Origin of the sequence: Pedobacter psychrodurus (genome assembly GCF_004331735.1) — a bacterium.
In the GTDB taxonomy this organism is placed as follows: Bacteria; Bacteroidota; Bacteroidia; order Sphingobacteriales; family Sphingobacteriaceae; genus Pedobacter; species Pedobacter psychrodurus.
The window spans coordinates 230,938-255,094 of sequence record NZ_SJSO01000007.1 but is presented as its reverse complement, the minus strand read 5'-3'; the positions used below and the strand labels follow the sequence as shown (position 1 = coordinate 255,094).

Here is a 24,157-nt window from a genome sequence, read left to right as displayed (position 1 = left end):
ATATTAATTTAATAAATCGTTTTAGTTAGCTAAAGTTAAATACTGTTTTTGATTTAACAACAAGTTTTTTAATTGACTATAATTTACATCCTGAATATTTATTTTATGATCGATAGCTAAAGCTGCTGCCGTGGCAGCCGATTCGCCCAGGATCATAAATACAGGCTCCATCCTTACAGATCCATAGGCAATATGCGATGAGGACAAACAGACCGGAACCAATAAATTTTTGCATTCGGTTTTCTTTGGCACTATAGCCTGATAGGAAATACTATAGGGTTTTGGTGCTTTAACCCCAATATCTCCTTCATTTTGCACATAACCTTCATGCGTAACATAACGCTGAACATTATGAGAATCTAACGCATAAGACCCCATCCCTATCGGATTTGGCACTTCTTTTTTGCCAAGCACTTCATGCTCTGTCATTACGAAATCGCCAATCATTCTCCTGGCCTCACGGACATAAATCTGATAAGGCCAGTTTCCATTATCTTTAAACTCATCTTTTGCCAATCCCCATTTTTTAAACCGCTGTTGAATATCCTTTGGCATCCGTGGGTCGTTAGCCATGAAATACATCAATCCTTTTTGATAATTTTCATGAGTCTTGATAATCTCTTTTCGCTTTGCATAGGTAGCTTCGGGATAATCATAGTTCATCCCAATAAAATCGGTGCTAAATGGTCCATGGTTATTGGTGTCTGTTTTATGGTTAGGGATAGGATCGTATTTATTAAAAAGTTCGTTCCAACCCGCATTGAACACTCTTAAAAGTAATTCGTAATCCATCGGATTGTAACGGTCTGGTTTTGGAAATTCAATCCTATTTTCGGGCCGATCAGTAAGGCACATCCGGTAGCAATATGCCTGAAGTTTACGGTCTGCCGTTCCGTTTAGCCCAGGTTGATCAGCAGAGATACCGGTTAACATGCCGCTTGTTTTGTCTCCTGGGGTTTTATAGGGATCGATCTTATTATTAAAATAATGTGAATGCTGAAAAACCATGGCCTGTACACCGTTCCATTTTTCCTGGTATACAGCATTTGCTTCTCTCCCAACATGATAGCTCACCTTAGCTGCTGCCATCAAATCTCCTTCGTAGGTAGCATCGATAAACATTTTGCCTGTGAATATTTTTCCAGATAAAGTTTTGATATTGATTATTTTACCATCTTTCATCTCTAATCCTGCTTTGCGAGCTAGCCATTCATTACGATAAATGGTTAATTTATTTTCCTTAACAAAATCTTCCATAATCTGCTCGGCAACATGCGGTTCGAAAATCCACATTGTCCGATCTTTTCCATCAATAGCAGGTGTGCCCTGTCCTTTGTTGCCGTATTCTTCTTTTTTCTGCCAATTCCAGGCGTTGGCCTGTTGGTAGTGCTGGTAAACCCGTTGGTAAAATGTTCTGGCTAATCCACCAATTACGGATTTATCGCCCGTATCAGTAAAGCCAAGACCTGAAGCAGATAAACCGCCCAGATGCAAATCGGGTGAAACCACAATAACGCTTTTGCCCATTTTAGTAGCCTGTACGGCTGCAATTACCCCGGCTGATGTTCCGCCATAGATTACGATATCTGCCTGATGTTTATTTTTATGTTGACTATAAGCCACTAACGACATGCAACTCAACATTACAAAGCAGATTAAAATTTTCTTACTTGATGTAACCATACTATTCTTGAGCTAAAAGTTTCTTTAAATACGCTGGATAACTGTCTCTATCTATCGTTGCGTCTCCTTTGGTAATACTATCTCCAAAACAGACAATATCTGTTTTCGGCAACCGATGGTCGATAATATAATCATAAACACTCAGGGCAATAAACCGATAACCATTTGCTGTTGGGTGGATACCATCAGTTTTATTGCTGTTTGCAACATTTTGGATCAAGGAATTTTTATCTATTCCTATTTTCCCAATGGCTGAAAACCGATGACCTAAATCAAGGAAATCAATTTTTTGCTGATCAGCAACTTTCCTGATCACATCATTTACCTGTTTGCGTCTTCCTTGTACGCCTTCTGGCTCATAAAATGAAGCAGGATGACGGCTAAGTAAATACTCAGCATACATGGGCAAAATCGTCATCAGTAATACTTTGCTTCCTGAAGATTTTATTCTTTTCACCAAAGTGCTTAAATTATTTTCGTATTGCGCAATCGGCACATGTTTAACACTATTCATATCATTGGTACCCACCATCAAAACGGTTAACTTGGGATGTTTTGATAAACAATTCTGATCAATCCTATTTAAAAGATCTATCGTATTGTTTCCACCAATCCCTGCATTTATAACCGTAGGATTTGATGAATCGCTGCTAACCTGATGGTTTAAAGCATAAGCATAATCTGATTTAACCAGCAACACTGATGAAAGCACGGCAAGCGATCCTTTTATTGCTTTTCTTCTATTCATTTATTCTAATAAATTATGTACTTGCACTGGCACCTAACAGGGTTGCTTTTTCACCCAGTGTTGATTTTTTAACTGGGAAACTATAGCCCATCATTTCTGCCAGTTGTTTACGGGTTTCTTCCATAAAATAATCTTCAGCGAGCGCAATATTCCCTCCGATTACAGCAGCTAAAGGCATTTTCTTCTTGATAAACTTATATATGAATTTAGCCAGATTGTAACTGAATTCGCGAAAAATAATATTAAAATAAGGCGATTTTGAATGGTTATCAATCAAATCTTTAACATCCGTAATTTGCCGGTTACTCAATTCGTAGAATCGTTTTACGAACCAACGTGTAGAGATATAATCTTCGGCAATCCCTGTTAAAAACGGCATTTTCCATAAATCAGAATCACGTGTTTTACCTCTGGCCATATGCGATGTACCTAAACCCGTACCCAATGTTAAACCAATTGCTTTATCGAAACCAGATAAACTACCGCTGTACAGTTCTCCTTTTAAAAAACAGGCCGCATCATTCAAAAAGCTGATTTTATCTGCTTCAAAATTAATTTCTTTGGCCAATAAATGCTTGATATTTAAACCATAAAGCGATCGGAACTTATCCTGGTCTTTAATTAAACAGATTCCGGCTTTATAATCCATAGGCCCGGGTATGGCAATCTTAATTTTCGTTGGTTTAATGTTGTAGGCGGCCATACACTGCTGTAGGGTATTTGCCCAGCCATTTAATATTTCGCTTGCTGTACCATTTGCATCAATCCGATCACGGCGCCAGGTATTTTCCACCAGAGTTCTATTTTTTAAATTGATAATGGCAGCCGTAATGTGCGATCCGCCGATATCTACGCCCAAAACAATATTTCTCATAGCTTATTATTTTGTTAACAATGCAAAGCTGCACCATAAAACAGGTGCCTGACCATGCATATCCCCGGTAATTCTTTGGCGGTCTAAATAGTATTGCCGGTTATTTTCTTTATTTGTACCCTGGCAAACTTCTCTCACATCTCCGTTGGCGTTAATATATTTAGTTAACGCAATCCAGGCTTTGCGGGCCGATGGGCCAAATTCTTCTTCTTTTAACCAGCCTTTTTTTACGCCGGTAATAAAGGCAAAAGTAAACATGGCACTGCCTGATGTTTCTGGCCAACTGGCCTTATCATCAACCAACTGCAACCATATTCCATCTTCGGTTTGATATTGCTTTAAACTGCTCATCATGGTCTGATAGGCTTTCAATATCTTTGGTCTGTCGGCGTTATCTTTCGGTAACGAACTCAGTAATTCAGTCATACCCGCAGCCATCCAGCCATTTCCTCTTCCCCAGAAAAAAGGCACATCGGGCGCGTGGTAAAACAATCCATTAAGGCGTTGAATCGAATCTAAATAAACCGCCATTTCATGCGCTGCCCGATCGATGTATTTCCGGTCGCCCGTAGCACGATAGGCTTGAGCCTGAATATTGGTGATCATATACATATCATCTATCCACATCCGCGTTTGCCACGACAAACCCTTATCTAACAACAATTTATATGTTGGTTTTGGTTTTGCCGGCATTATCCATTGCTGATCGGCAAACCATTTCCCCATGTCTAAATACACAGGATTTTTGTATTGCATATAAAGTTCTAATGGTAATGAGCCAAAAATATTTGGATCAACATGATCTGGCCTTGGCTGGAGATTCTTTTTCGCGTACAATAAAGGCCGAAAACGTTGCTCTAACTTATCTGCCATTTCTTTATCGCTTATAGTTGAGGCGAATTTTAACGCACCATACCAAACACACACCTCTGAGTAAGTGATTGAGCCTGGTGGTGTTGGAAAACCAAAATTGGTATGTGGCGTTTCTAAATAGTGTTTGCTTAATTTGTTCCCTATTTCTAATGGAGCAGTACCTTTTGGCCAATCTTTAAAATATTTATTTTGGGCAAAAGTTTGCGAACAAATTGGAACAATAGCAGTAATTAGAAAAATTAGATTAATCTTTTTCATTGGTTTAATTCGTTATGGATTACCGGGCCGATACTTTGATGTCATCAGCAAAAGCAATATCTGTCATTCTTAATTCTTTTAAATTTTGTGCAGGTAAGTTTAGATCAGGCATTTTTATATTACTGAATGTTAAGTGATTGATGTTATTTACTTCACTTACGCCTTTAATTTTACCTGGAAATTTACCTGCATCTCTAACCATAATATTTTTAACTGTGATGTTGGAAATTGGTCCGCTTCCTTTTTTATCTCCATTTTGCATAAATAATATGGCCCAGGTTCTGTGGTCATCATTTTGATAACTTAACCTTTCGATATCAATCCCATCAAAAACTACATTTTTAACAAAAGCAGTTCCCCATTTATGGTGTATCCCAATACCTACCGCAGCATCGTAAACCACGCAGTTTTTAAACTTGATATTGCTTTGTGGTTGCATTACGCCTTGCCCGATTTTAAAACCGTAACAGTAAGTCCACGAAATACAATTTTCAAAAACAATATTCTTTTGTGCTTTTGGGCTACCCGGCCAATTCCTACAAAGATCTGTATTTTGTTCCCAGGTTTTTGTAGAGAAAGGATCATCAAGCGCGATACCAATGGCATGTTTAACCAACACATTTTGAGATTCAATAACATCTACACCATCGTTTTCGCCCATATCAAACCGATTAAAAAGTTTGAAATTTTTCAGCACCACATTTTTAGCACGCGTTGGCATAATTGCCCAGGCACCAGAATTGCGGATAATCAATCCATCAAGGGTAAAGTGCTCCGCACCCATAATAGCAAGGATGTGATTTCCGATTTTTCCCTTTTCTGTGGCAAATTTGCCGTTACCATCTAAAGTACCATTGCCAAATAGTTTAATATGCCTAGCACCCATTTTGGTATAAATCCACCAGGTAATGTTTCTTTTCTGAGAATCTTTTCTTGCATTTATGGTATAATCTTCGGCTTTGCCCGAAAAAAGCAGTACCGCTCCTTCTTCCAGGTAAATAGCCGTATTGCTTTTAAGTTCGATGTTTCCCACTTTATATACGCCCGCTGGAATATAAACAATTCCATTTTTATAGACTGAAGCATCATTTATGGCATTCTGTATGGAGCTGGTTGTTAAAGTTTTTCCAGTCGAATCTGCATGATAAACCGGCTCAAGCACGTTAAAAACACCTTTCCCCCTCGGCTTAGGCTTATCTTTAACCTCAGCATCAGCTACAATTACGAGTTCTTTCTTTTTGTTGATTTTAATGATGAGGTAATCACCCTTCCGAATGATAAATGTTAATTGTTTTGCTTTAGCCTGGGCAGGAATATTTAACTTTTTAGGACTAACATTATACGTTGTAATGTCTTCATCGGATAAAGAAACAATCACTTCAGCCGTTTCTGTACTCATCAAAAAATGTGCATAATCATATTTTTCAGTATAATTAACAACCGGAATATCTATCCCCGAAACAACTAGATTAAAAATTAGTGATTTTGTATAAATTGACGGTAAAGGATAGGCAGATACAGGATTTAAGCTAATGTTACCTGCAAACAATATTGCAGGCAACACTAAGAGCGCACATAATATTTTTATTCTTTTGCTCATGTATATTGGAATTAAATTATTGTACAATGCCAGCTCTTTTTAGTTCGTCCAATGTCTCGAGCAGCATGATAGCACTCAGTTGAACGGAACAATCTCCGGTTTTCGAACTGGGCTTACTCACCCAATCAGATCCAAACAGATTCTCTGGCGTTCTAAGGGCTTTAGTGTATAAACTTTGTCCATTGTTTTTTAAATACTTTACGTAAAGCTGTTTGGTGTATTCATCAACTGCATTTTTTAATAAAAGCTGCGCCATGTATCGGATAAAAATCCCTTTAAACAAACCGCCATCTCCAGAATTTTCACCTTTTAAAATGCCATTAGGTGAGAATTTGATTGCATCGTTCATGATATAATTTGCATTTCGAACGGCATCATCTAAATAGACCTGATCTTTGGTAATGAGATAAAGTTCTAAACCTGCACCAAGCCACGTACCTTGATTATAGGTGTAAAGTGCACCTTCGCTGGTATTTCCATAGGCATCCCAAACTACTCCACGTGCAGGTTCAACTACATAAGCCTTCATCCATGTATAAATCTTTTTTGCCCATTCTAAATCATCGGCTTTTTTATCCAACTGATACATCCTGGCAGCGATAATAGCTGCCGGGGCATTGGAACAGGCATTTTTAGAATCTGCAGAGCCTGATGCCCACATAATCCCTCCGTTTTTTACAGTAGTCCATCCTACTTTGATCCAGACCCAAAGCTGATCTGCAGCTTGCTTATATTCGATATCACCAGTAGCATCGTAAGCCCTTAAACAGGCCAATGCCCACCATTCCATATCATCATAAAAAGTATTTTTATAGGTATTGCCATTTTTAACATAACACCCCTTTAGCAAAGCTTTCATTTTGGTGAGGTACTTGGCATCTTTTGTTCTTCTGTAGGCATCAATATGTACATCCAGGGCATGAGCGTTCCACCAATAGTTAAAGCCCACATGACCATCATTGTTTTGGTTGTAATAGTTTTGAGTGGTGTTGTAAAATTGAACTTCGAGTGCAAGCTGTGCTTCATCAGCAGCTTTAGCCCAATCAACCACCACTGGCGGAGCAACAGGTTCTGGTGGCGTTACCGAGGTTTTATCTTTTTTACAGGCTAAAAAACACATCGTAACAAGCAGCCCACTAAGTATTGTATATTTTGAAAATAATTTCATAGTCTCAGAGATTATGGCGGTTAATCTTTCAAAAAACCGCCGTGAATTTTATTTAAAAGTTACTTTATGTGTGTAATCAGCAGTTGATTGCAGCCTGAACTCGATATCTGTTTTCTGTGCTTCTGCTGCAAATTTGTACGTATAATCGTATTGCGAGTTATCCACTTCTTTTAGCAAAAAATAACTTGCCGGACTCGAAGATGTTGCCCTTACGTTATCTTTAACAGAACATCCCCAGTTTTTCACCGTAATGGTACCAACTGCATCTTTTTCAGTAACCCTAAATTTATAACGTTCATCTTTACCCCAAGATTCTGTTTTCCAAACTATGGGTATATCTATCGCTTTCCAAACACCTGCAGCATCGTAAGTTAAAGTGTTCTGAATTTTATTATAACCCGAAAACCACAATCCTACCGACTCAATTTCGGTAAAGATTGCTATTGATTTATTGAAATCGAGATTGATGCGGTACACTGTTTTGGCGGTAGCCGGACTAGTCACTTCTGTTCCTTGTTTTATCACACCGGCATCAATAACGAAAGTTAAAGCTGATCCCGTAATCTTATCAACCAATTTATAACTACCAGCGCTTAAGGCTGTATAAATTTCGAATACACCATCTGATATTTTTTTGAAAGACTGTGCTTTAGTTAAATCTGTCCCTCCTTCGCTTGCTACACCTGTTATAAAAACAGTTGCAGGGTTTTCTGCAAAACCAGCCGGACGTTTCAGTTCGATTATACCAGCACCCGAAGTAGCCGCAATAACACCATTAGAAGCGATAACCTGCCATTTAACCTTACCGCTAGCCAATTCTGCAATACCAGCCCCAGCAGCAATTTTGTTCATTTCTTTATGGGATAAAGACAATTTATTATCGCTACCCACCTTTGCAGGAATCCCGGTGTATACTGGTTTTGAAAAATCGCCGCTTTCTTTATCGAAAACAACTTTATAAAATGGTAAAGTATAATTCCCTGTTGTTGCCGGGTTCCATTCAAACGTAACCACCGCATTGCTTGAGGGATTTAGGTTTACCACCGTATTATTTGCTGGTGCGCTAAGTATTGGCTGTGAAATGGTTGTGGTTACATTATCTATCCGATCCTTTTTACAAGAGAATAAGAATAACAGGCAAAGCATGCCCATAGCATATTTGTTTTTAAATATTCTGTTCATTTTATGATCTATTAAATTGGATTACCAGCCTGGGTTGCCTACAAGGTTTTTGTCTTTGTTCAATTCTGATTGAATGATGTTCCACAGGTAGTTTTTCTTCAAGAAAACCCTATTCTCGAATACTACTCTTTTTTGAAAATCTGTAGAGGTTGTGGCATTAACGTCCATTCCATAAAAAGGTCCGCCATCGGTTTGATCTGCAATTTTCCATCTACGGGTATCAAAATACCGAAAACTCTCAAAAGCCAATTCTACCCTTCTTTCTTTACGGATTGCATCTCGCCAAGCCACTTGGTTTGTAGGTTCCGGTACCTGATTGGCTGCCGAACCATATTGAGGAATTCCTGCCCTTTCTCTGATCAGGTTAATGTATTTTTTAATATCGGCATTTCCTGGCGCATATTCGTTCAGTGCTTCGGCATAATTGAGGTAGATTTCGCCTAACCTGAAAATGATTTCAGCTCTGTCCGCAATTTGATCAGGGCCTACTTTGCTGTTTGGGTTAACCATTTTACGAACAACATAACCTGTTCTAGACCAGTTGCGCCCTGTGTACTGGCCACTGTTTCCACCCTTATACAATTGAATTGTTATTGGTGAAGCTCCGGTTCCGCTATTATTATTACTGGCATTATTAATCCATTTGCTCAAGTTGAAAGTAATGTTTACATAAAAACGGGGCTCCCTGTTCACGTACATGTTTGAAGTGCCTGCTGCATAATAGTTGTTAGCAGTTGAAGTAGTCCCAACTTCGGTATAACCTGAAACCGGATCATCTATCGATCTTCCGTTTGCCGTAAAAAATGCATCAACCGCTTGTTGTGTGGCTCCCCATGATGACCATCCACCCAGAATATAAGGCGAGCCATTTTTATCAATAGAATAAAGTTTATCATCTAACAAACGACACAGGATAACTTCGGAATTCCAATCTTTAAGCCAAAGATTTTTAAGCGATTCGTAAGGTTTTATATTTCCACCTGCATCCAGTTCTTTATACAAACTATAATCAGGCATATCTATGAGCTCTTTTGATGCATCAGCAGCTCTTTTCCATTTATTTATATCAAATGTCTGGTTGATCAATACCTTTCCATCCAAATTTTTAAAACCAGCAAAATCTGTATTTCCATTGTACAAGGGACTAGCTGCATACAACAGGGTGCGTGATTTAACAGCCAGGGCCATTCCTTTTTTCCATCGACCAAACTCGCGGGTATTGCCTTGCGAAACGGGTAAATCGGCAATGGCTTTATCCAGTTCTAAAACAATATAATTGACACATTCATCATAGCTATTCCTTGGAAAACTAAAATCTTCGATAGATGCATCTGGCGGAATAGGAAGATCCGGCAATATGATTACAGGCCCATATTGAGCAATGAGACAAGAATAAAAATATGCTCTTAATGCCCTTGCTTCGGCTACGTACTGTTTAATTAACTGTGGTTCGATTTCGGGATTTTCCGGAACGCGTTTCATGAAGTAAGAAGCCCTGCGGATCCCCTGATAATAATAGATCCAAAAATTATAATCTCCACGATTTTTATCCCAGTTACCCAAATTCATCGAATAGGTTGGGTAATCGTTATAGGTAACATCTGCCTCATCCGATAAACCTTCCCATGGACTCGTTAAATTCCAATCGCCGTTTGACCTGATATAGGTGTAAATTCCAGCGAGATATTTCTCTGATTCAATTTTCTTTTTAAAAACATCATCAATGGTCTGTTTATCATCGGGTACCTGATCGAGAAATTTTTTACAGGCGGTTAAAGAGCAGATCAATACTAAAATGACAGCTGCTTTAAATAATATATTTCTTTTCATATCCTAAGGATTTTAAAGTTAAAAAGTAGCACTTACACCTAAACTGTAGGTTTTGATATTGGGATAGGAAGTCCCAGAACTTCGGGGTCCGGAATCTGTCCCCCCTCCTAACTCAGGGTCCCAGTATTTAAAAGGACTTATGGTAAAGAGGTTATAGCCTATGAAATACAGCCTGAGTTTCTGCAAGCCCATAAATGAAATGGCTTCCTTTTTAAAGGTATAGCCAAAATCCAAAGTTTTAAGTCTGAGGAAACGACCATTGATTAAAAAGTGGCTGTTTGTAGCATAATTTTGATTGATATCGGCACCGTATGAAAGACGCGGATAAAAAGCATCTTGCCGTGGGTTTTGAGGTGTCCAGCGATCTAATACATTGACATACAAACTTCCTTTTGCCGAACCGTTTCTAAATGGCATAAACTCATTTGCGAAATAAAAATCAACTGATCCCGTACCCTGAAAAAATGCGCCTAAAGAAAAACCTTTATAGCCAAATGTTCCACCAAAACCATATAAAATCTGAGGTACCTGATCTTTACCAATGAAAGTCCGATCGTCTGCATTGATGGTGCCATCACCGTTTAAATCTCTGAATTTCAGATCACCAGCTTGTACTACACCGGTTGTTCGGGCTACTGCAGGGTTATCTATTTCAGCTTGTGTATAAAATCCATCAGCGATATATCCCGTTCTTGTAAAAACAGATTGACCTCTCGATTCCTGCCATGGAAATGCTGGAGTTGGCGAATCATCTTCGATCACTTTATTTTTATTATAGGTAAATGTGCCTTGCAGAGACATTGAAAAAGCACCAAAATTTTTATCAAAATTTCCTGTAAAATCGATTCCTTTTGCCTCTGTTTTACCTAAATTACCTAAGAGGTTATTTCTAACGCCCACAAAATCAGGAACACTTTTTCTTACTGTAAAAATATTCTCACGTTTACGGCTAAATACATCAAACTGCAGGCTCAGCGCATTGTTCCAGGTTTTAAGTTCTAAGCCCAGATTTAAATCTTTTTCGGTTTCCCAGGTGGCATCAACAGGGTAATCGGCAATATCTATTCCCTGAAGCACATTATCGCCTCTAACCTGTCCATATTGATAAGCATTGCCTGCATTACCTACAGTTCCGATGTAAGAAAAGCGCCTTCCGCCAATATTACTGCTTCCTACAGTTCCATACGAAGCTCGTAGTTTTATTAATTGGAAGATCTGGTTGGCATTTCCATAAAATTTTTCATTAGAAATTACCCATCCAACAGCATAAGAAGGAAAGAAACCATAACGTTTATCAGGAGCAAAATTTTCGGCTCCATTATATCCAAAGGTAACTTCGGCCAAATAACGATCATCATAAGAATAAGTGGCCCGACCTACTCCACCTAAACTTCGGTAAGGGATAGAACCAATTAAATCTCCAGCTGTTGCACTCACCTTATCACTTTGGTAATACAAAGCAAGTCCACCTAACTTATGTTTCCCAAAAGTACGGGCATAATTTATGGCGCCTTCCAAATAAAACTGACGGCTACCCCCATTTGATCTTGAAAACGAAAGATAATCCTGACCAGGGTTAATGCTGCTATAAACTAGATCACCCGCCGCATTTCTTGATGTGGCGTAATAAGTTGTTGGCGTTTTCCCCCTCGCAAGTGTATTGGTATTGGTCGCATCAAATGAGTATAATAAATGCGACGACAAACCCTTAACAAGGCTACCCAAATCTTGCGTAACCCGAATATCAGACATGATCTGATTCTCATAGGTTGTAGAATAACCTCTGTTTGTAAGCAGTCCGTACGAACTATACAAACCACCACCTGTAGATAAAAAGGGTTCTCTATTATCCGGATACATTACCGGATACAAAATTGGATATGTTTTTAGCGAGTTCGCAAAAATATCACTAGTACCTGTACCAGGGTAATTCCCGTTAGATAACCAGCCTTTAATTCCTAAATCAATCGTGGTGCTTTTGGTTGCTTTTAAGGTTAAAGCTGAACTGAAATTTACCCTCGAATATTTAATAGAGGAGTTGTATTGCTGTAATCCATCTGTTTTAAACAAACCTGTTTCATCATAATAACCTGCAGAAACATAGTAGGTAGATTTTTCTCCTCCACCTCTAATACTTAGGTTTGCTTTGCGGTTGTGGCCAAAATCATTAAAAATTTCATCAAACCAGTTTACGTTTGGATACAAATACGGATCTACCTGTGTAAACGTTTTATTAATCAGGTCTTCAGAATAAATGGGATTTCCACCTCTGGTGGTATTGGCCTCATTGGCCATCTGCATATAGGTTACACCATCTGCCGTTTCTGGTACACGGGTAAACTGGGTAAGCCCCTGGTAGTAATCTAAATTAATATCTGTACGTCCGGCTTTACCTCTTTTGGTTGTGATTAAAATTACGCCATTTGCACCCCTAACGCCATAAACAGAGGTAGAAGATGCATCTTTCAAAATAGAAAAACTCTCTATATCATTAGGATCGATATTGCTAAAAGCCCTTTCTACACCATCAACCAAAATTAACGGTGTATTATTTCCTGTTGTAATTACGCCCCTGATCCATAAATCGGCACCATCTCTACCAGGCTCCCCACTTCTTTGAACACCCACCAGGCCCGAAACACGGCCCGCTAAAACGGTGGAGATATTGGCTACGGGCTGTTTTAAAGATTCAACATCTAAAGTAGATTGGGCACCCAAAGTTTCAATCTTTCTCTGTTTCTGCCCGAAAGCCACCACCACAACCTCATTTAAAGAATTGTTTACAGGCTTTAAAATAATTGTTAAATTCTTTCTTTTTTCGATGGGTACTTCTTGCGGATCGTAACCAATAAAACTGATCAGCAAGGTTGCATCTTCCTGCGCTTTGATTGTAAATTCTCCATTTGGATTGGTAGCAACTGTTAGTGTACCGCCTTTAATTTTTACTGTTGCACCCGGGATGGCCTGGTTGGTTTCATCAAGCACCTTACCTTTTATGATAATCTCATCTTTTTCGGTTAGCGGATTTGTATTTCTTTTACGTAATACGATTGTTCTTTGTTCGATTACATAGGTAAAGGGCTGCCCTGCAAAACATTTCTCCAACACCTTTAAAAAAGGTTCGTTTATGGCGGTTAGCGTAATGGGATTGGCAGATTTAATCAATGCATCTTCGTAATAAAAATTATAATTGCTCTGTAAACGCAGGGCCTTTAAAACTTTATCGATAGCGGCATTATTTACGCTTAAATTGATGTTTTGAGCATGGGTACTTGCATTGAGCTGTACCACAAAAGCAAACATTAAAATCAATATAAATTTCATGCGGATGAGAAATTTAAATGACATGAGGGGTTGCCCACAGCATGTAGTTGTGTTAAAAAATTTATACATTTGGTTAGTAAGTTAAATGTAACTTGTGTCGAAATAGGTTTATTTGATTTGCATTTTTGGCTTGTCCAATCGACCTGAAGTGGCTCAAAACACTTCGGGTCTTTTTTAAGCCGGTTGAGTATGGCTTATTTCATAACGACGATCCTCCTCCCTACAATTTTAAATTTCACTGAACCGGTTAATTCCATTGTTTTTAGTACATCGGTAACTTTTCCAAACCGCGAAATCGTTCCGCTATAATATTGCTTGTTAAAATCCCCTTCATAATCAACTTCAATGTCGTACCACCTCGAAATCTGGTTCATTATGGAGTATAAATTATTGTGATTGAATAAAAACAAGCCGTTTTTCCAGGCGATACTTTCAGCAGCATCGGTCATTGTACTCAGCTCTAAAATCCTCGAACGACTAAAGTTAACTACCTGCTCGCCGGGTTTCATCATTTTACTTTCAGCCCCTTTGCTCACCAATACCTTTCCTTCTAATAAGGTAGTTGTAGTTTCTGTTTCATCAGGGTAAGCATTGATATTAAAATGCGTTCCCAATACCTGAACATCTTGCGTTTGGGTATGCACCACAAAAGGCATTTCCTTATTTTTAGAAACTTCGAAATAGGCTTCACCCGTTAGTTCTACATTTCTTTTCTTACCCTCAAAAATTACAGGATATTTTAGAGATGATGATGCGTTTAGCCAAACATTAGAGCCATCAGGCAATATAATCTTGTACTGACTGCCACGCGGTGTTTCTATCTTATTAAAAGCATTTAGATTGGTGGCGTTTTTTTCAACATTCAACACTTCGTAAACCAGTTCTCCTTTGGCTGTTTTTTTGATGCGTATCCCAGCAAGGCTGTCTAAAACTAAAGTAGATGCTTTTTTATCGAGAATAATTTTACGTCCATCGGCCAATGTTAAAATGGCTTTATCTGTACCTGGCAAAATCTTATCTGTTGGGTTGGCTATTTTCGCAGTAAAGTTATTCTTTGGCTGGATAGCAAAATAAATTACAATGGATGCCACAATTACTAATACTGCCGCTGCAGCAATCATCTTTTTAAATAATAAAAAGACTTCGGGTTGCTTCTCTTTTGGCAGGTTGGCTGCTATTGCCGCTAAATCATCAGCTATCTCATGTTCAGTTAAAGGAACGGCATTGGCATGATAATCCAGATAGGAACTTTCTACCAAGGCTTTTTCTTCTTCGGTACATTCCCCTGCGAGATATCTTTTAAGTAAATCTTGAATTTGGTTAGTTTGCATTGGTTTATTGAACACCTTTCTTATGCTCATTAAACTATAGACGGGCGACTAAACCTTATGGGGTAGAAAAAAAATAATTATTTTTCGAATAAAAAAATCAAGGCCAAAATAACGCTCAGTTTAGGGCGCATAATTTTAAGGGCATTCTGGATCTGTTTCCGCACCGTCTGCTCTGAAATGCCGAGTTCGGCAGCAATTTCTTTATGGCTTAAATGTTCTTTCCTGCTCAATTCAAAAATTTGGCGCATTTTTTCTGGCAAGGCAGCAATTTCCTGTTCGATAAGCTGCATTAATTGTTTATGCCTGATTAAATGATCGGTTAAATCATTCGTTTCGAGTGTGTAGTTTTCTAAATAAGATACATAATTAGAAGCAATATTTTGATGTGCAACATGATCCAAAACGCGGTTTCTAAGTGCGGTATATAAGTACGCGGATGGAGCAGTTTTGATGATAATTTCATGCCGTTTTAGCCAAAGCGTAGTAAATAAATCCTGTACCAAATCTCTGGCCAGCTCCCTATCGCCAACCTTTTTATAGGCATGGGTATATAATAACCTGCTGTACTTACCATAAATTTCTGTATATGCAGCATGATCATCCTGTTGTAAACGGATGAACAATTCTACATCTACATCATGGTTTATTGGAGACATATATTTGGTTAGGGATAAACAAATATATTAAATATTTAAACTTATCAAACCAATATAAATCGATTTAGAAGATTATTAAGCACATTATTTCAGAACAGCTAATATCACAGGATTAATTTTTGGCCAAGGCTTTAATCTGTTTTAAATGTTTTTTCAATACTGGTAAATATTTACTGGCATATGCTTTAACCGCACCATCGTTTGACTGAGCAGCCTTTTCAAATAATGCAACAGCCATTTGATGGTCTGAAACCATCATTTCGATATAAGCTTTATCGAACACAATCCCACTTAATCCAATAAGCTTTTCTTTAGCAGTGTTTACATCAGCTTCATTAACACCATTATCAGTTTTTGATTGACCTGTATTACCAGCCTCACCTCCAGTATTCTTATTACGAGAAGTATCCCTCAAATTTTCGGGTGAAGAATCAACCCTCCCATCTGGACGTTGTCCACCTTCCGGTGTACTCATAGGGAGGTCTACTTTTTTAAGTTTTGCCAATGCCCTCAATTCTTCATTGGCTTTGATATGCTCAGCAACCATCATCTGGCCGAAGGCTTTAACTTTTTTACCGACTGCCTTATTTGCTGCAATTTCACCTATTAATACTTCTTTCATGCCCGCAAGAGCTGCCCGTTGCAAAAATCGTGCAGTTGTTAAACTGTCTAGTTGGTAAATTGCCTTAGTAGATTTTAGCAACTTCTGTTCATTTCCATATAATGAACAGTTAAATGATGCGGCTAAAATTGTTATTCCAACTGTACTTAATGTAAGGGTATAGAAATAGTTTTTCATCGCACAACATTTTAAAGGTGTTACCTCACCATAACCTTTTTTAGCCCTTAAAAGTTTGAACAAATCATATTCTTCATTTAAAAAACGTACAACACCAGGGGTTTAATATTTTATGTTTTCTCTAAACTTAATCCGATCCAATCCTGTTTTACTATAAAAGACTTATACTATGGAAAATCAAGAAAACAACCAACCAGAAGAAGAAATTCAAAATATCGAACAGTTTCAGATTAACCGATCGGAAGGAAATGCTCCTGAAGGGCACGTTACACCAGAGCCAACCGAAGATGACGAATACACTGAGGATGAGGTTCCATTTGCTGATGGTGAAGGCACGCAGCTAAATGAAGAAATCGAAGAACCTGAAGAGGATGAAGAAGTGGATGATAGCGAAACTGAAGATTATAACCAATCTGATGTAGAGGAATTGGATAAAGATCCAAACGCTTACGAAAAGAAAGACGACGAAATGCTTTAAGCAATTCGTTATTCAAAATACAAGGTGCCAGATCGTAATTATCTGGCATTTTTCATTTAAACAAAGATGATCCGCAATGCTTACAAAACAGCGCATCACTATCATGTCCTTCCCTGCTACAGCTTGGACACGATTCGGGCATCTCTTTTTTCTGTCTGGCGGCAACAGCAATATCATGAGTAATGATTCCGGTAGGCACTGCAATAATGGCGTAACCAATTAGCATAACCACAGAGGCTACAAATTTACCCAATGGTGTAATAGGCGAAATATCGCCATAACCAACAGTTGTGATGGTAACGATAGCCCAATAAATGCTTTCAGGAATATTCGAAAATCCATTTTCACGTTGCTCAACCAGATACATGATCGAACCCAGGATAACCGTTATGGTTAAAACAGTTAGCAGAAATATGCTGATCTTACGTACACTGCTTTTTAACGCCTGGGTTAGGAAATTAATTTCCGTTAAGAAATGGCCGAGTTTGAAAATCCTGAATACCCGGAGCAGCCTTAATGCCCTAAAAACCAGTAAAGATTGTGCACCAATAAAAAAGATACTCAAGTAAGATGGTAACAACGCAATCAGATCAATAATTCCTAGAGGACTGATCACATATCGAATCGGTTTTTTGATACTGACCAACCTTAAAATATATTCGACGGTGAAAAGCGCAGCAAAAACCCACTCCGTAATGTTAAACAACTTACCATATTGCTGATGAATGCTGACAATACTATCGAGCATCACTACAATAATGCTAGAAAAAATGGCAATCAATAAGCCCACATCAAAAGCTTTACCTGCAGGTGTATTCGATTCGTAGATAACTTCGTGAAGTTTAAAACGCCAATCTTTAGGTGATTCTGATGCCATAGTTTTTTAGGTAGATTTAAAGGTAACAAAATTACCCATTTACCACTTCTCCGCCATTAACATGTATTACCTGTCCGGTAATAAAAGAGGCATCATCCGAAGCAAGGAAAACATAAGACGGCCCAATCTCTGAGGGCTGCCCTGCCCTTTCCATAGCGGTTTGTGATCCAAAAGATTTAATCTTTTTTTCATCAAAGGTAGATACGATAAGAGGTGTCCACACCGGGCCTGGTGCAACCGCATTTACCCGAATGCCAGTTTTAGCCAGGTTTGTAGCCAGCGAACGTGTAAAAGAAGTAATAGCTCCCTTGGTAGAGGAGTAATCGATTAAATTTGGCGATGAACGGTATGCCGTTACCGAAGTGGTATTGATAATGGTATCGCCCGATTGAAAATGCTCAAGCACCTCATGTGCGAAATAAAAATAACCAAATATGTTCGTACGGAAAGTATCTTCCAGCTGTTTGTTGTCGATTTTTATTAGATCTTTCTGCGGAACCTGCATTCCCGCGTTATTAACCAATATATTAATTTTTCCAAATTTTTTAACGGTGTCTTTTACTGCCTTTTTGCAAAAAGCAGGCTTCTTAACGTCACCTTTAATCAAGAGGCAGTTTCTACCTTCTGCCTCAACCATTTTTTGCGTTTCCTTTGCATCAATATCTTCATCTAAATAAACAATTGCCACATTAGCACCTTCTCGTGCAAAATGAACTGCTACCGAACGACCAATGCCACTATCTCCACCAGTAATTAATGCTACCTTATCAATTAACTTATCTGCGCCTTTGTAGCTAGCCTTAATTACTTCAGGCCTAGGGTTCATTTTAGCTTCTATGCCTGGTTGGCTATTTTGTTTTGCAGGTGTTTTTTGAGTTTTCATCGCTATTAATCAATCAAGGTATTAACAATACCTACTAAACAAATCTGTTGTCTGCAAAGTTTTTGGAACTTGAGATCATCAACATTTTAAACCAATTTAGCTTAATATTTTGCTCATATCCGATCATTTTAGAAGCCTGTACCTCCCTAAATTAGCTTTTTAATCCCTAACCAATAGAAACCACACAATGAGAAAAACAATTTTATCAGCTTTGGTGATGTTAAGTCTAACCTTACCTGGATTTACTCAAAAACGCCTGGGCAATGAAACTGCAGCCCAAAAAACCAAAAGAATGGAATGGTGGACAGATGCACGCTTCGGAATGTTTATCCACTGGGGCCTTTATGCATTGCCTGCACGCCACGAATGGGTAAAAAACAGGGAGCGGATTACTACCGCCGATTATCAAAAGTACTTTGATCAATTTAACCCAGATCAGTTCGACCCAAAAAAATGGGCTAAAGAAGCCAAAAATGCAGGAATGAAGTATGCCGTTCTAACTACTAAACACCATGAAGGTTTTGTGCTTTTTGACAGCAAATACACCGACTATAAAGCGACCAATACACAAGCCAAAAGAGATTTGGTAAAAGAATTTGTAGATGCTTTTAGAGCAGAAGGAATTAAAATCGGATTTTATTACTCTTTGATAGACTGGCACCATCCGGATTTTACGATAGATGTAATGCACCCACAAAGGCTGGATAAAAATGATGACAACGCTTATGCAGAACTTAACAAAGGTAAGAATATGGCGAAGTACCGCAAGTATATGTATAACCAGGTTACAGAACTATTAACTAAATATGGTAAGATAGATATACTTTGGGCAGATTTTTCATATCCAGGAAAAAATGGTAAAGGCCGAGATGATTGGGGTTCGGTTGAGTTATTGAAACAAATAAGAAAATTACAACCCGGAATTATTGTTGATAACCGACTGGATTTAAACGACTATGAAGATGGTACAGATTTCGAAACACCAGAACAGGTTGGTCCAAAAGAACTGGAAAAATACCGTGGTAAAGTATGGGAAACCTGCCAAACCTTTTCAGGATCGTGGGGATACCATCGCGAGGAAAACACCTGGAAAAGCAACAAAAAATTATTGGATCTATTAATTACCTCTGTTGCAAACGGTGGCAATTTATTACTGAATGTTGGGCCTACTGCGCGTGGTGAGTTTGATAACAGAGCGAACATTGCTTTAGATAGCCTAAGCCTTTGGATGCATGCCAATTCGAAATCTATTTACCATTGTACTTTTGCCCCGGCAGAATTTAAAGCACCTGAAGGAGCAAAACTCACCTATAACAAAGACACCAAAAAACTATATGTGCATCTGTTCGAATATCCCAATACTGGTTACATTACACTAGATGGATATAAAGACAAGGCCAAGTACGCACAGTTTTTACACGATAACTCTGAAATACAGATTGATACTCAAAAATCGACTGGAAGTGACTTGGTGCTAAAACTACCTAAGAAAAAGCCTGATTTTGAGATCCCAGTAATCGAATTGACATTAAATTAATCTACCTATATTAATTATTGGCCTGCAAGTTAAACCTTGTGGGCTTTTTTTATTTTAAGTAAATGCACATCTTCCATCAACCATCTTACATTCCCCATCATTACTAGGCCGACAAAAGTTCTCCCTGATTTAAGTTTGCATAAGCTTTAGCCTGCACTACATTACCGATTATAATAATTGCCGGATAAGTTAAACCAGCATTTTCTGCAGATTCCTGTAAATTCTGCACCGAACAGACTACTTGTTTCTGATTGGGTAAGGTAGCGTGCTGAATAATTGCGGCAGGCATATTACCTAAACCCGCATCGCAATAGGCTTTCGAGATTTCGCCAACTTTTTTCATCCCCATATATATAACAACTGTGGCCGAACTTTTCATCGCACATTTTAGATCGTTGGTTAAACTTCCGTCCTTCTTGGTTCCGGTAAGTATCCAAACACTTTCACTAATTCCACGGTGTGTTAAAGGTACATCGATAAAACCTGCACCCTGCATACTACTGATACCTGGAATATAATGACATTTAATCCCTCTTGCCTCCGCATAAATCAATTCTTCAAATCCTCTACCAAAAATAAAAGGATCTCCACCCTTTAAACGCACCACTACCTGATAGTTTTGGGCATTTTCGACAATTAATTCATTTATTTTCTCTTGCGGCGTGTATTTTCCATAGGGTTGTTTGCCAACATAGATCATTTTACATGTTTTCGGAGCAATTTCTAGCAATTTTTCATTACTTAAGTTATCATAAAGAATAACTTCTGCTCTTTTTAACACATTAAAAGCTTTCATAGTGACCAATTCGGGGTCACCAGGACCTCCACCCATTATAAAAAGTCTAAAATCAGTAGTTTTTTGATTCATAATTTTAATGATTTAACTATTTAAGCATAAAAGTGATGAAAATTTATTAAAAAATTAAATATTTTATGATAAAAATCATACAAAAACAACTTTTAACCTAATTAAAACATATATTTGACTATTAAAAATCATATAAATACTAAATTATATATTTTTAAAACGATTATTTCAGCAAAAAGAACATCAAAACAAATAATCCGAAACAAAAAACAAACCAACAGAAACCAAAAACACTAAATACCTTTAAGATTTATGAAAGAACCACAAATAATCGTAATAGGAAATGGAATGGTGGGATATAAATTCTGCGAAAAGCTTAGATCAAAAACTTCTTCTTTTAATCTTATTGTTTTTGGAGAAGAACCCCGAAGAGCTTACGATCGTGTTCATTTAAGTGAATATTTTAATGGCAAAACAGCCGACGACCTCTCTCTTTCTACAGAAAACTGGTACCAGGAACAAAATATTACCCTTTATCTCAATAATCCAGTTACCAAAATAGACCGCGAACTTCAAAAAGTTTATACCGCCAATGGTTTTGATTATAGCTACGATATTCTTGTTTTTGCAACAGGGTCTGGTGCTTTTGTCCCGAACATCCCTGGAATTGAGAAAGATGGTGTTTTTGTATACCGCACTATAGAAGATCTTGACCTTATTAGTGGATATGCAAAAAGGGCAAAAACAGCTTCAGTTATCGGAGGCGGTTTATTGGGATTAGAAGCCGCTAAAGCATTGATTGATCTGGGTATCGAAAAAACCAGTATCATTGAATTTGCACCGCGCTTAATGCCAAGACAAATTGATGCCGCTGGTAGCGATATGCTTAAATCGAAGCTGGCAGATTTAGGTTTGCAAATCCACTTAAATAAAAACACCACGAGCATTGAAGGCGATGGCCACATTACCGCATTAAAGTTTAGTGACGATACCGCTTTAGATGTTGATATGCTGGTGATCTCTGCTGGTATAAAACCACGCGATGAATTGGCAAAAGCCTGTGGCATTGAGGTTGGTCCAAGGGGCGGAATTGTAGTTGATGAAAAAATGCAGACCAACGATCCTGCTGTATTTGCCATTGGAGAGTGTGCTTTATATGATGGAATGATTTATGGCTTAATTGCTCCAGGTTACGAAATGGCCGAAGTGTTGGCTGCGAACCTTTGCGAAGCTGATAAAGCTTTCACAGGATTTGATATGAGTACCAAACTCAAACTGATTGGCATCGATGTGGCTAGCTTTGGTGATAATTTTATTACCGAGCCCGATTGCCGTACCATCATCTTCGAAAACAAACACAAAGGAGTTTATAAAAGAATAAATGTTAGTAATGACGGGCAATACCTTTTAGGAGGTATCTTAATTGGAGATGCAACAGCCTATAACCTGCTGTTGCAGACCTCTAATAACCGGATCGTATTACCAGAAAACCCTGAAGAACTGATACTGGGTGCACGCGGAGGAAGCGAGCCTGCTGGAGGAACCGGAATTACAGGTTTACCCGATAGTGCATTAATCTGTAGTTGTGAAGGCGTTAGTAAAGGCGATATCTGCTCGGTAGTGGCAGATGGTTCTTGCGAAAATATTGATGACCTGAAAAAATGCACTAAAGCAGGTACAGGTTGTGGCGGTTGTTTGCCGATGGTAAAAGATTTAATGACCTATACCTTAAAATCTCAAGGTAAATACATCAAAAATGTAATTTGCGAGCATTTTAACTACAGCAGACAGGAACTTTTTGACCTTATCCATATTCACGAATTAAAAAGTTATGATGAGGTGCTTGATGCATTGGGCAAAAACGATGGTTGCGAAGTATGCAAGCCATTAGTATCCTCACTCCTTGCCAGTCTCTGGAATGAAATGATCCTTAAAAAAGGAAATGATGTAGCCCAAGATAGTAACGACCGTTTTCTGGCTAACATCCAAAAAGGTGGCTCATATTCTGTAGTACCCAGGGTTCCGGGTGGCGAAATTACGCCCGATAAATTGATAGTAATTGGCGAAGTAGCTAAAAAATACAACCTGTACACTAAAATTACAGGAGGTCAGCGGATAGATATGTTTGGTGCACACCTTAACGACCTGCCTATTATCTGGGAAGAATTAATTGCTGCAGGTTTTGAAAGCGGGCATGCCTACGGAAAAGGCTTAAGAACGGTTAAAAGCTGTGTTGGCAGTACCTGGTGCAGATTTGGTTTGCACGATAGCGTGAGTTTTGCTATCAGAATTGAAGAAAGATACAGAGGTATACGTGCACCACATAAATTCAAATCGGCGGTAAGTGGCTGTATCAGAGAATGTGCTGAAGCCCAAAGCAAAGATTTCGGCATCATTGCCACCGAAAAAGGCTGGAATTTATATGTATGTGGTAACGGAGGTAGCAAACCTCAACATGCTTTATTGTTGGCAACAGACCTAGACAGCGAAACCTGCATCCGGTATATTGATAGATTTTTGATGTTTTACATCCGTACTGCCGATCCACTTACCCGAACAGCAACCTGGCTGAACAAGATGGAGGGCGGGATAGATTACCTACGAAATGTAATCATTAGCGATAGTTTAGGGATGGCAGCCCAATGGGAAAATGAAATTGAGAATTTAATCGCCTCTTACAAATGCGAATGGAAAGAAGCCGTAGAAAATCCTGCAATCAGAAAAAGATTCTCTCATTTTGTAAATGCACCAGAAGACAAAGATCCATCCATAGAATTTGTTGAAATGCGCGGACAAAAAAGAACTGCTGAATGGAAAACAGTTTAACCTAAAATCTTTACAAACCTTATAAAACCCAAAATTATGAATGAACAATCAAATTGGCTAGCAGCCTGCCGAGTCGAGGATGCCATTGAGAACGGTGGCGTTTGTGTAAAACAAGGTGAAGATCAGATTGCACTTTTCTATTTCACCAGAAGAAATGAGTGGTATGCCACACAAAATGAATGCCCGCACAAGAAACAAATGGCATTAAGCCGTGGAATGATTGGCTCTACTACCGATGAACCTAAGGTAGCCTGCCCTTTCCACAAAAAAACATTCTCATTGAGCACTGGCGAATGTTTAAGCGGCGACGAGTGCGCCATAAAAACCTATCCTGTAAAGATAGAAAACGGAACTGTTTATATTGGCACAACGCCAAAATCTTAACCTGACCCAGTAAGATTTAAACTTTTCCTGATAAAAAT

19 protein-coding genes are annotated in these 24,157 nt (G+C 38.5%); 4 read left to right on the top strand and 15 right to left on the bottom strand.

What is annotated here, in order from left to right:
- Positions 1 to 21: 21 nt before the first annotated feature.
- The 12 genes from EZ456_RS11080 to EZ456_RS11025 form a co-directional block, all read right to left on the bottom strand.
- Positions 22 to 1,683: an FAD-dependent oxidoreductase gene (locus EZ456_RS11080; protein ID WP_205945071.1), complete on the bottom strand. Its 1,662-nt coding sequence runs from the start codon at positions 1,681 to 1,683 to the stop codon at positions 22 to 24.
- Position 1,684: 1 nt separating this feature from the next.
- A complete protein-coding gene (locus EZ456_RS11075; RefSeq protein WP_131530094.1) occupies positions 1,685 to 2,431 on the bottom strand; it encodes an SGNH/GDSL hydrolase family protein in 747 nt (248 codons plus the stop codon).
- A gap of 13 nt (positions 2,432 to 2,444) precedes the next feature.
- Positions 2,445 to 3,305 (bottom strand): ROK family protein, encoded by an 861-nt coding sequence (locus tag EZ456_RS11070; protein WP_131530092.1) that lies wholly within the window; start codon positions 3,303 to 3,305, stop codon positions 2,445 to 2,447.
- A gap of 6 nt (positions 3,306 to 3,311) precedes the next feature.
- Positions 3,312 to 4,436: a glycoside hydrolase family 88/105 protein gene (locus EZ456_RS11065; protein ID WP_131530090.1), complete on the bottom strand. Its 1,125-nt coding sequence runs from the start codon at positions 4,434 to 4,436 to the stop codon at positions 3,312 to 3,314.
- 19 nt (positions 4,437 to 4,455) lie between these two features.
- The gene (locus EZ456_RS11060) at positions 4,456 to 6,036 is read right to left on the bottom strand and encodes a glycoside hydrolase family 28 protein (protein ID WP_131530088.1); all 1,581 of its coding nucleotides are present in this window, start codon (positions 6,034 to 6,036) and stop codon (positions 4,456 to 4,458) included.
- 16 nt (positions 6,037 to 6,052) lie between these two features.
- Positions 6,053 to 7,204, bottom strand: coding sequence for a glycoside hydrolase family 76 protein (locus EZ456_RS11055; RefSeq protein ID WP_131530086.1), 1,152 nt, complete (start codon positions 7,202 to 7,204; stop codon positions 6,053 to 6,055).
- A gap of 48 nt (positions 7,205 to 7,252) precedes the next feature.
- Positions 7,253 to 8,386, bottom strand: a complete 1,134-nt coding sequence (locus EZ456_RS11050) for a SusE domain-containing protein (RefSeq protein ID WP_131530084.1) — start codon at positions 8,384 to 8,386, stop codon at positions 7,253 to 7,255.
- A 21-nt stretch (positions 8,387 to 8,407) separates the two neighbouring features.
- Positions 8,408 to 10,216: a RagB/SusD family nutrient uptake outer membrane protein gene (locus EZ456_RS11045; protein ID WP_131530082.1), complete on the bottom strand. Its 1,809-nt coding sequence runs from the start codon at positions 10,214 to 10,216 to the stop codon at positions 8,408 to 8,410.
- 18 nt (positions 10,217 to 10,234) lie between these two features.
- On the bottom strand, positions 10,235 to 13,540 hold the full coding sequence (locus tag EZ456_RS11040; protein WP_165501303.1) for a SusC/RagA family TonB-linked outer membrane protein: 3,306 nt from the start codon (positions 13,538 to 13,540) through the stop codon (positions 10,235 to 10,237).
- A 194-nt stretch (positions 13,541 to 13,734) separates the two neighbouring features.
- Positions 13,735 to 14,871: a FecR family protein gene (locus tag EZ456_RS11035; protein WP_165501302.1), complete on the bottom strand. Its 1,137-nt coding sequence runs from the start codon at positions 14,869 to 14,871 to the stop codon at positions 13,735 to 13,737.
- Positions 14,872 to 14,948: 77 nt separating this feature from the next.
- Positions 14,949 to 15,527 (bottom strand): RNA polymerase sigma factor, encoded by a 579-nt coding sequence (locus tag EZ456_RS11030; protein ID WP_131530075.1) that lies wholly within the window; start codon positions 15,525 to 15,527, stop codon positions 14,949 to 14,951.
- Between the two features lie 112 nt (positions 15,528 to 15,639).
- Positions 15,640 to 16,326: a DUF4142 domain-containing protein gene (locus EZ456_RS11025; protein ID WP_131530073.1), complete on the bottom strand. Its 687-nt coding sequence runs from the start codon at positions 16,324 to 16,326 to the stop codon at positions 15,640 to 15,642.
- Positions 16,327 to 16,495: 169 nt separating this feature from the next.
- Between EZ456_RS11025 and EZ456_RS11020 the strand changes: the two genes are divergently transcribed.
- A complete protein-coding gene (locus tag EZ456_RS11020) occupies positions 16,496 to 16,804 on the top strand; it encodes a hypothetical protein (RefSeq protein ID WP_131530070.1) in 309 nt (102 codons plus the stop codon).
- A 52-nt stretch (positions 16,805 to 16,856) separates the two neighbouring features.
- On the opposite strand, the gene EZ456_RS11015 is transcribed toward EZ456_RS11020, so the two are convergent.
- Entirely contained in the window at positions 16,857 to 17,681 is an 825-nt protein-coding gene (locus EZ456_RS11015) for an ion transporter (RefSeq protein WP_131530068.1), read from the bottom strand.
- 31 nt (positions 17,682 to 17,712) lie between these two features.
- On the bottom strand, positions 17,713 to 18,564 hold the full coding sequence (locus EZ456_RS11010; RefSeq protein WP_131530066.1) for an SDR family oxidoreductase: 852 nt from the start codon (positions 18,562 to 18,564) through the stop codon (positions 17,713 to 17,715).
- Between the two features lie 187 nt (positions 18,565 to 18,751).
- Between EZ456_RS11010 and EZ456_RS11005 the strand changes: the two genes are divergently transcribed.
- Entirely contained in the window at positions 18,752 to 20,101 is a 1,350-nt protein-coding gene (locus EZ456_RS11005) for an alpha-L-fucosidase (RefSeq protein WP_131530064.1), read from the top strand.
- A gap of 103 nt (positions 20,102 to 20,204) precedes the next feature.
- Here EZ456_RS11005 and cobA read toward each other — a convergent pair whose 3' ends face one another.
- Positions 20,205 to 20,969 (bottom strand): uroporphyrinogen-III C-methyltransferase, encoded by a 765-nt coding sequence (gene cobA / locus EZ456_RS11000; RefSeq protein ID WP_131530062.1) that lies wholly within the window; start codon positions 20,967 to 20,969, stop codon positions 20,205 to 20,207.
- Between the two features lie 252 nt (positions 20,970 to 21,221).
- On the opposite strand from cobA, the gene nirB reads away from it, so the two are divergent.
- Entirely contained in the window at positions 21,222 to 23,735 is a 2,514-nt protein-coding gene (gene nirB / locus EZ456_RS10995; RefSeq protein ID WP_131530060.1) for a nitrite reductase large subunit NirB, read from the top strand.
- 36 nt (positions 23,736 to 23,771) lie between these two features.
- Positions 23,772 to 24,119 carry a nitrite reductase small subunit NirD gene (gene nirD, locus EZ456_RS10990; RefSeq protein ID WP_131530058.1) on the top strand — a complete coding sequence of 116 codons (348 nt, stop codon included), beginning with the start codon at positions 23,772 to 23,774 and terminating at the stop codon, positions 24,117 to 24,119.
- Positions 24,120 to 24,157: the final 38 nt, after the last annotated feature.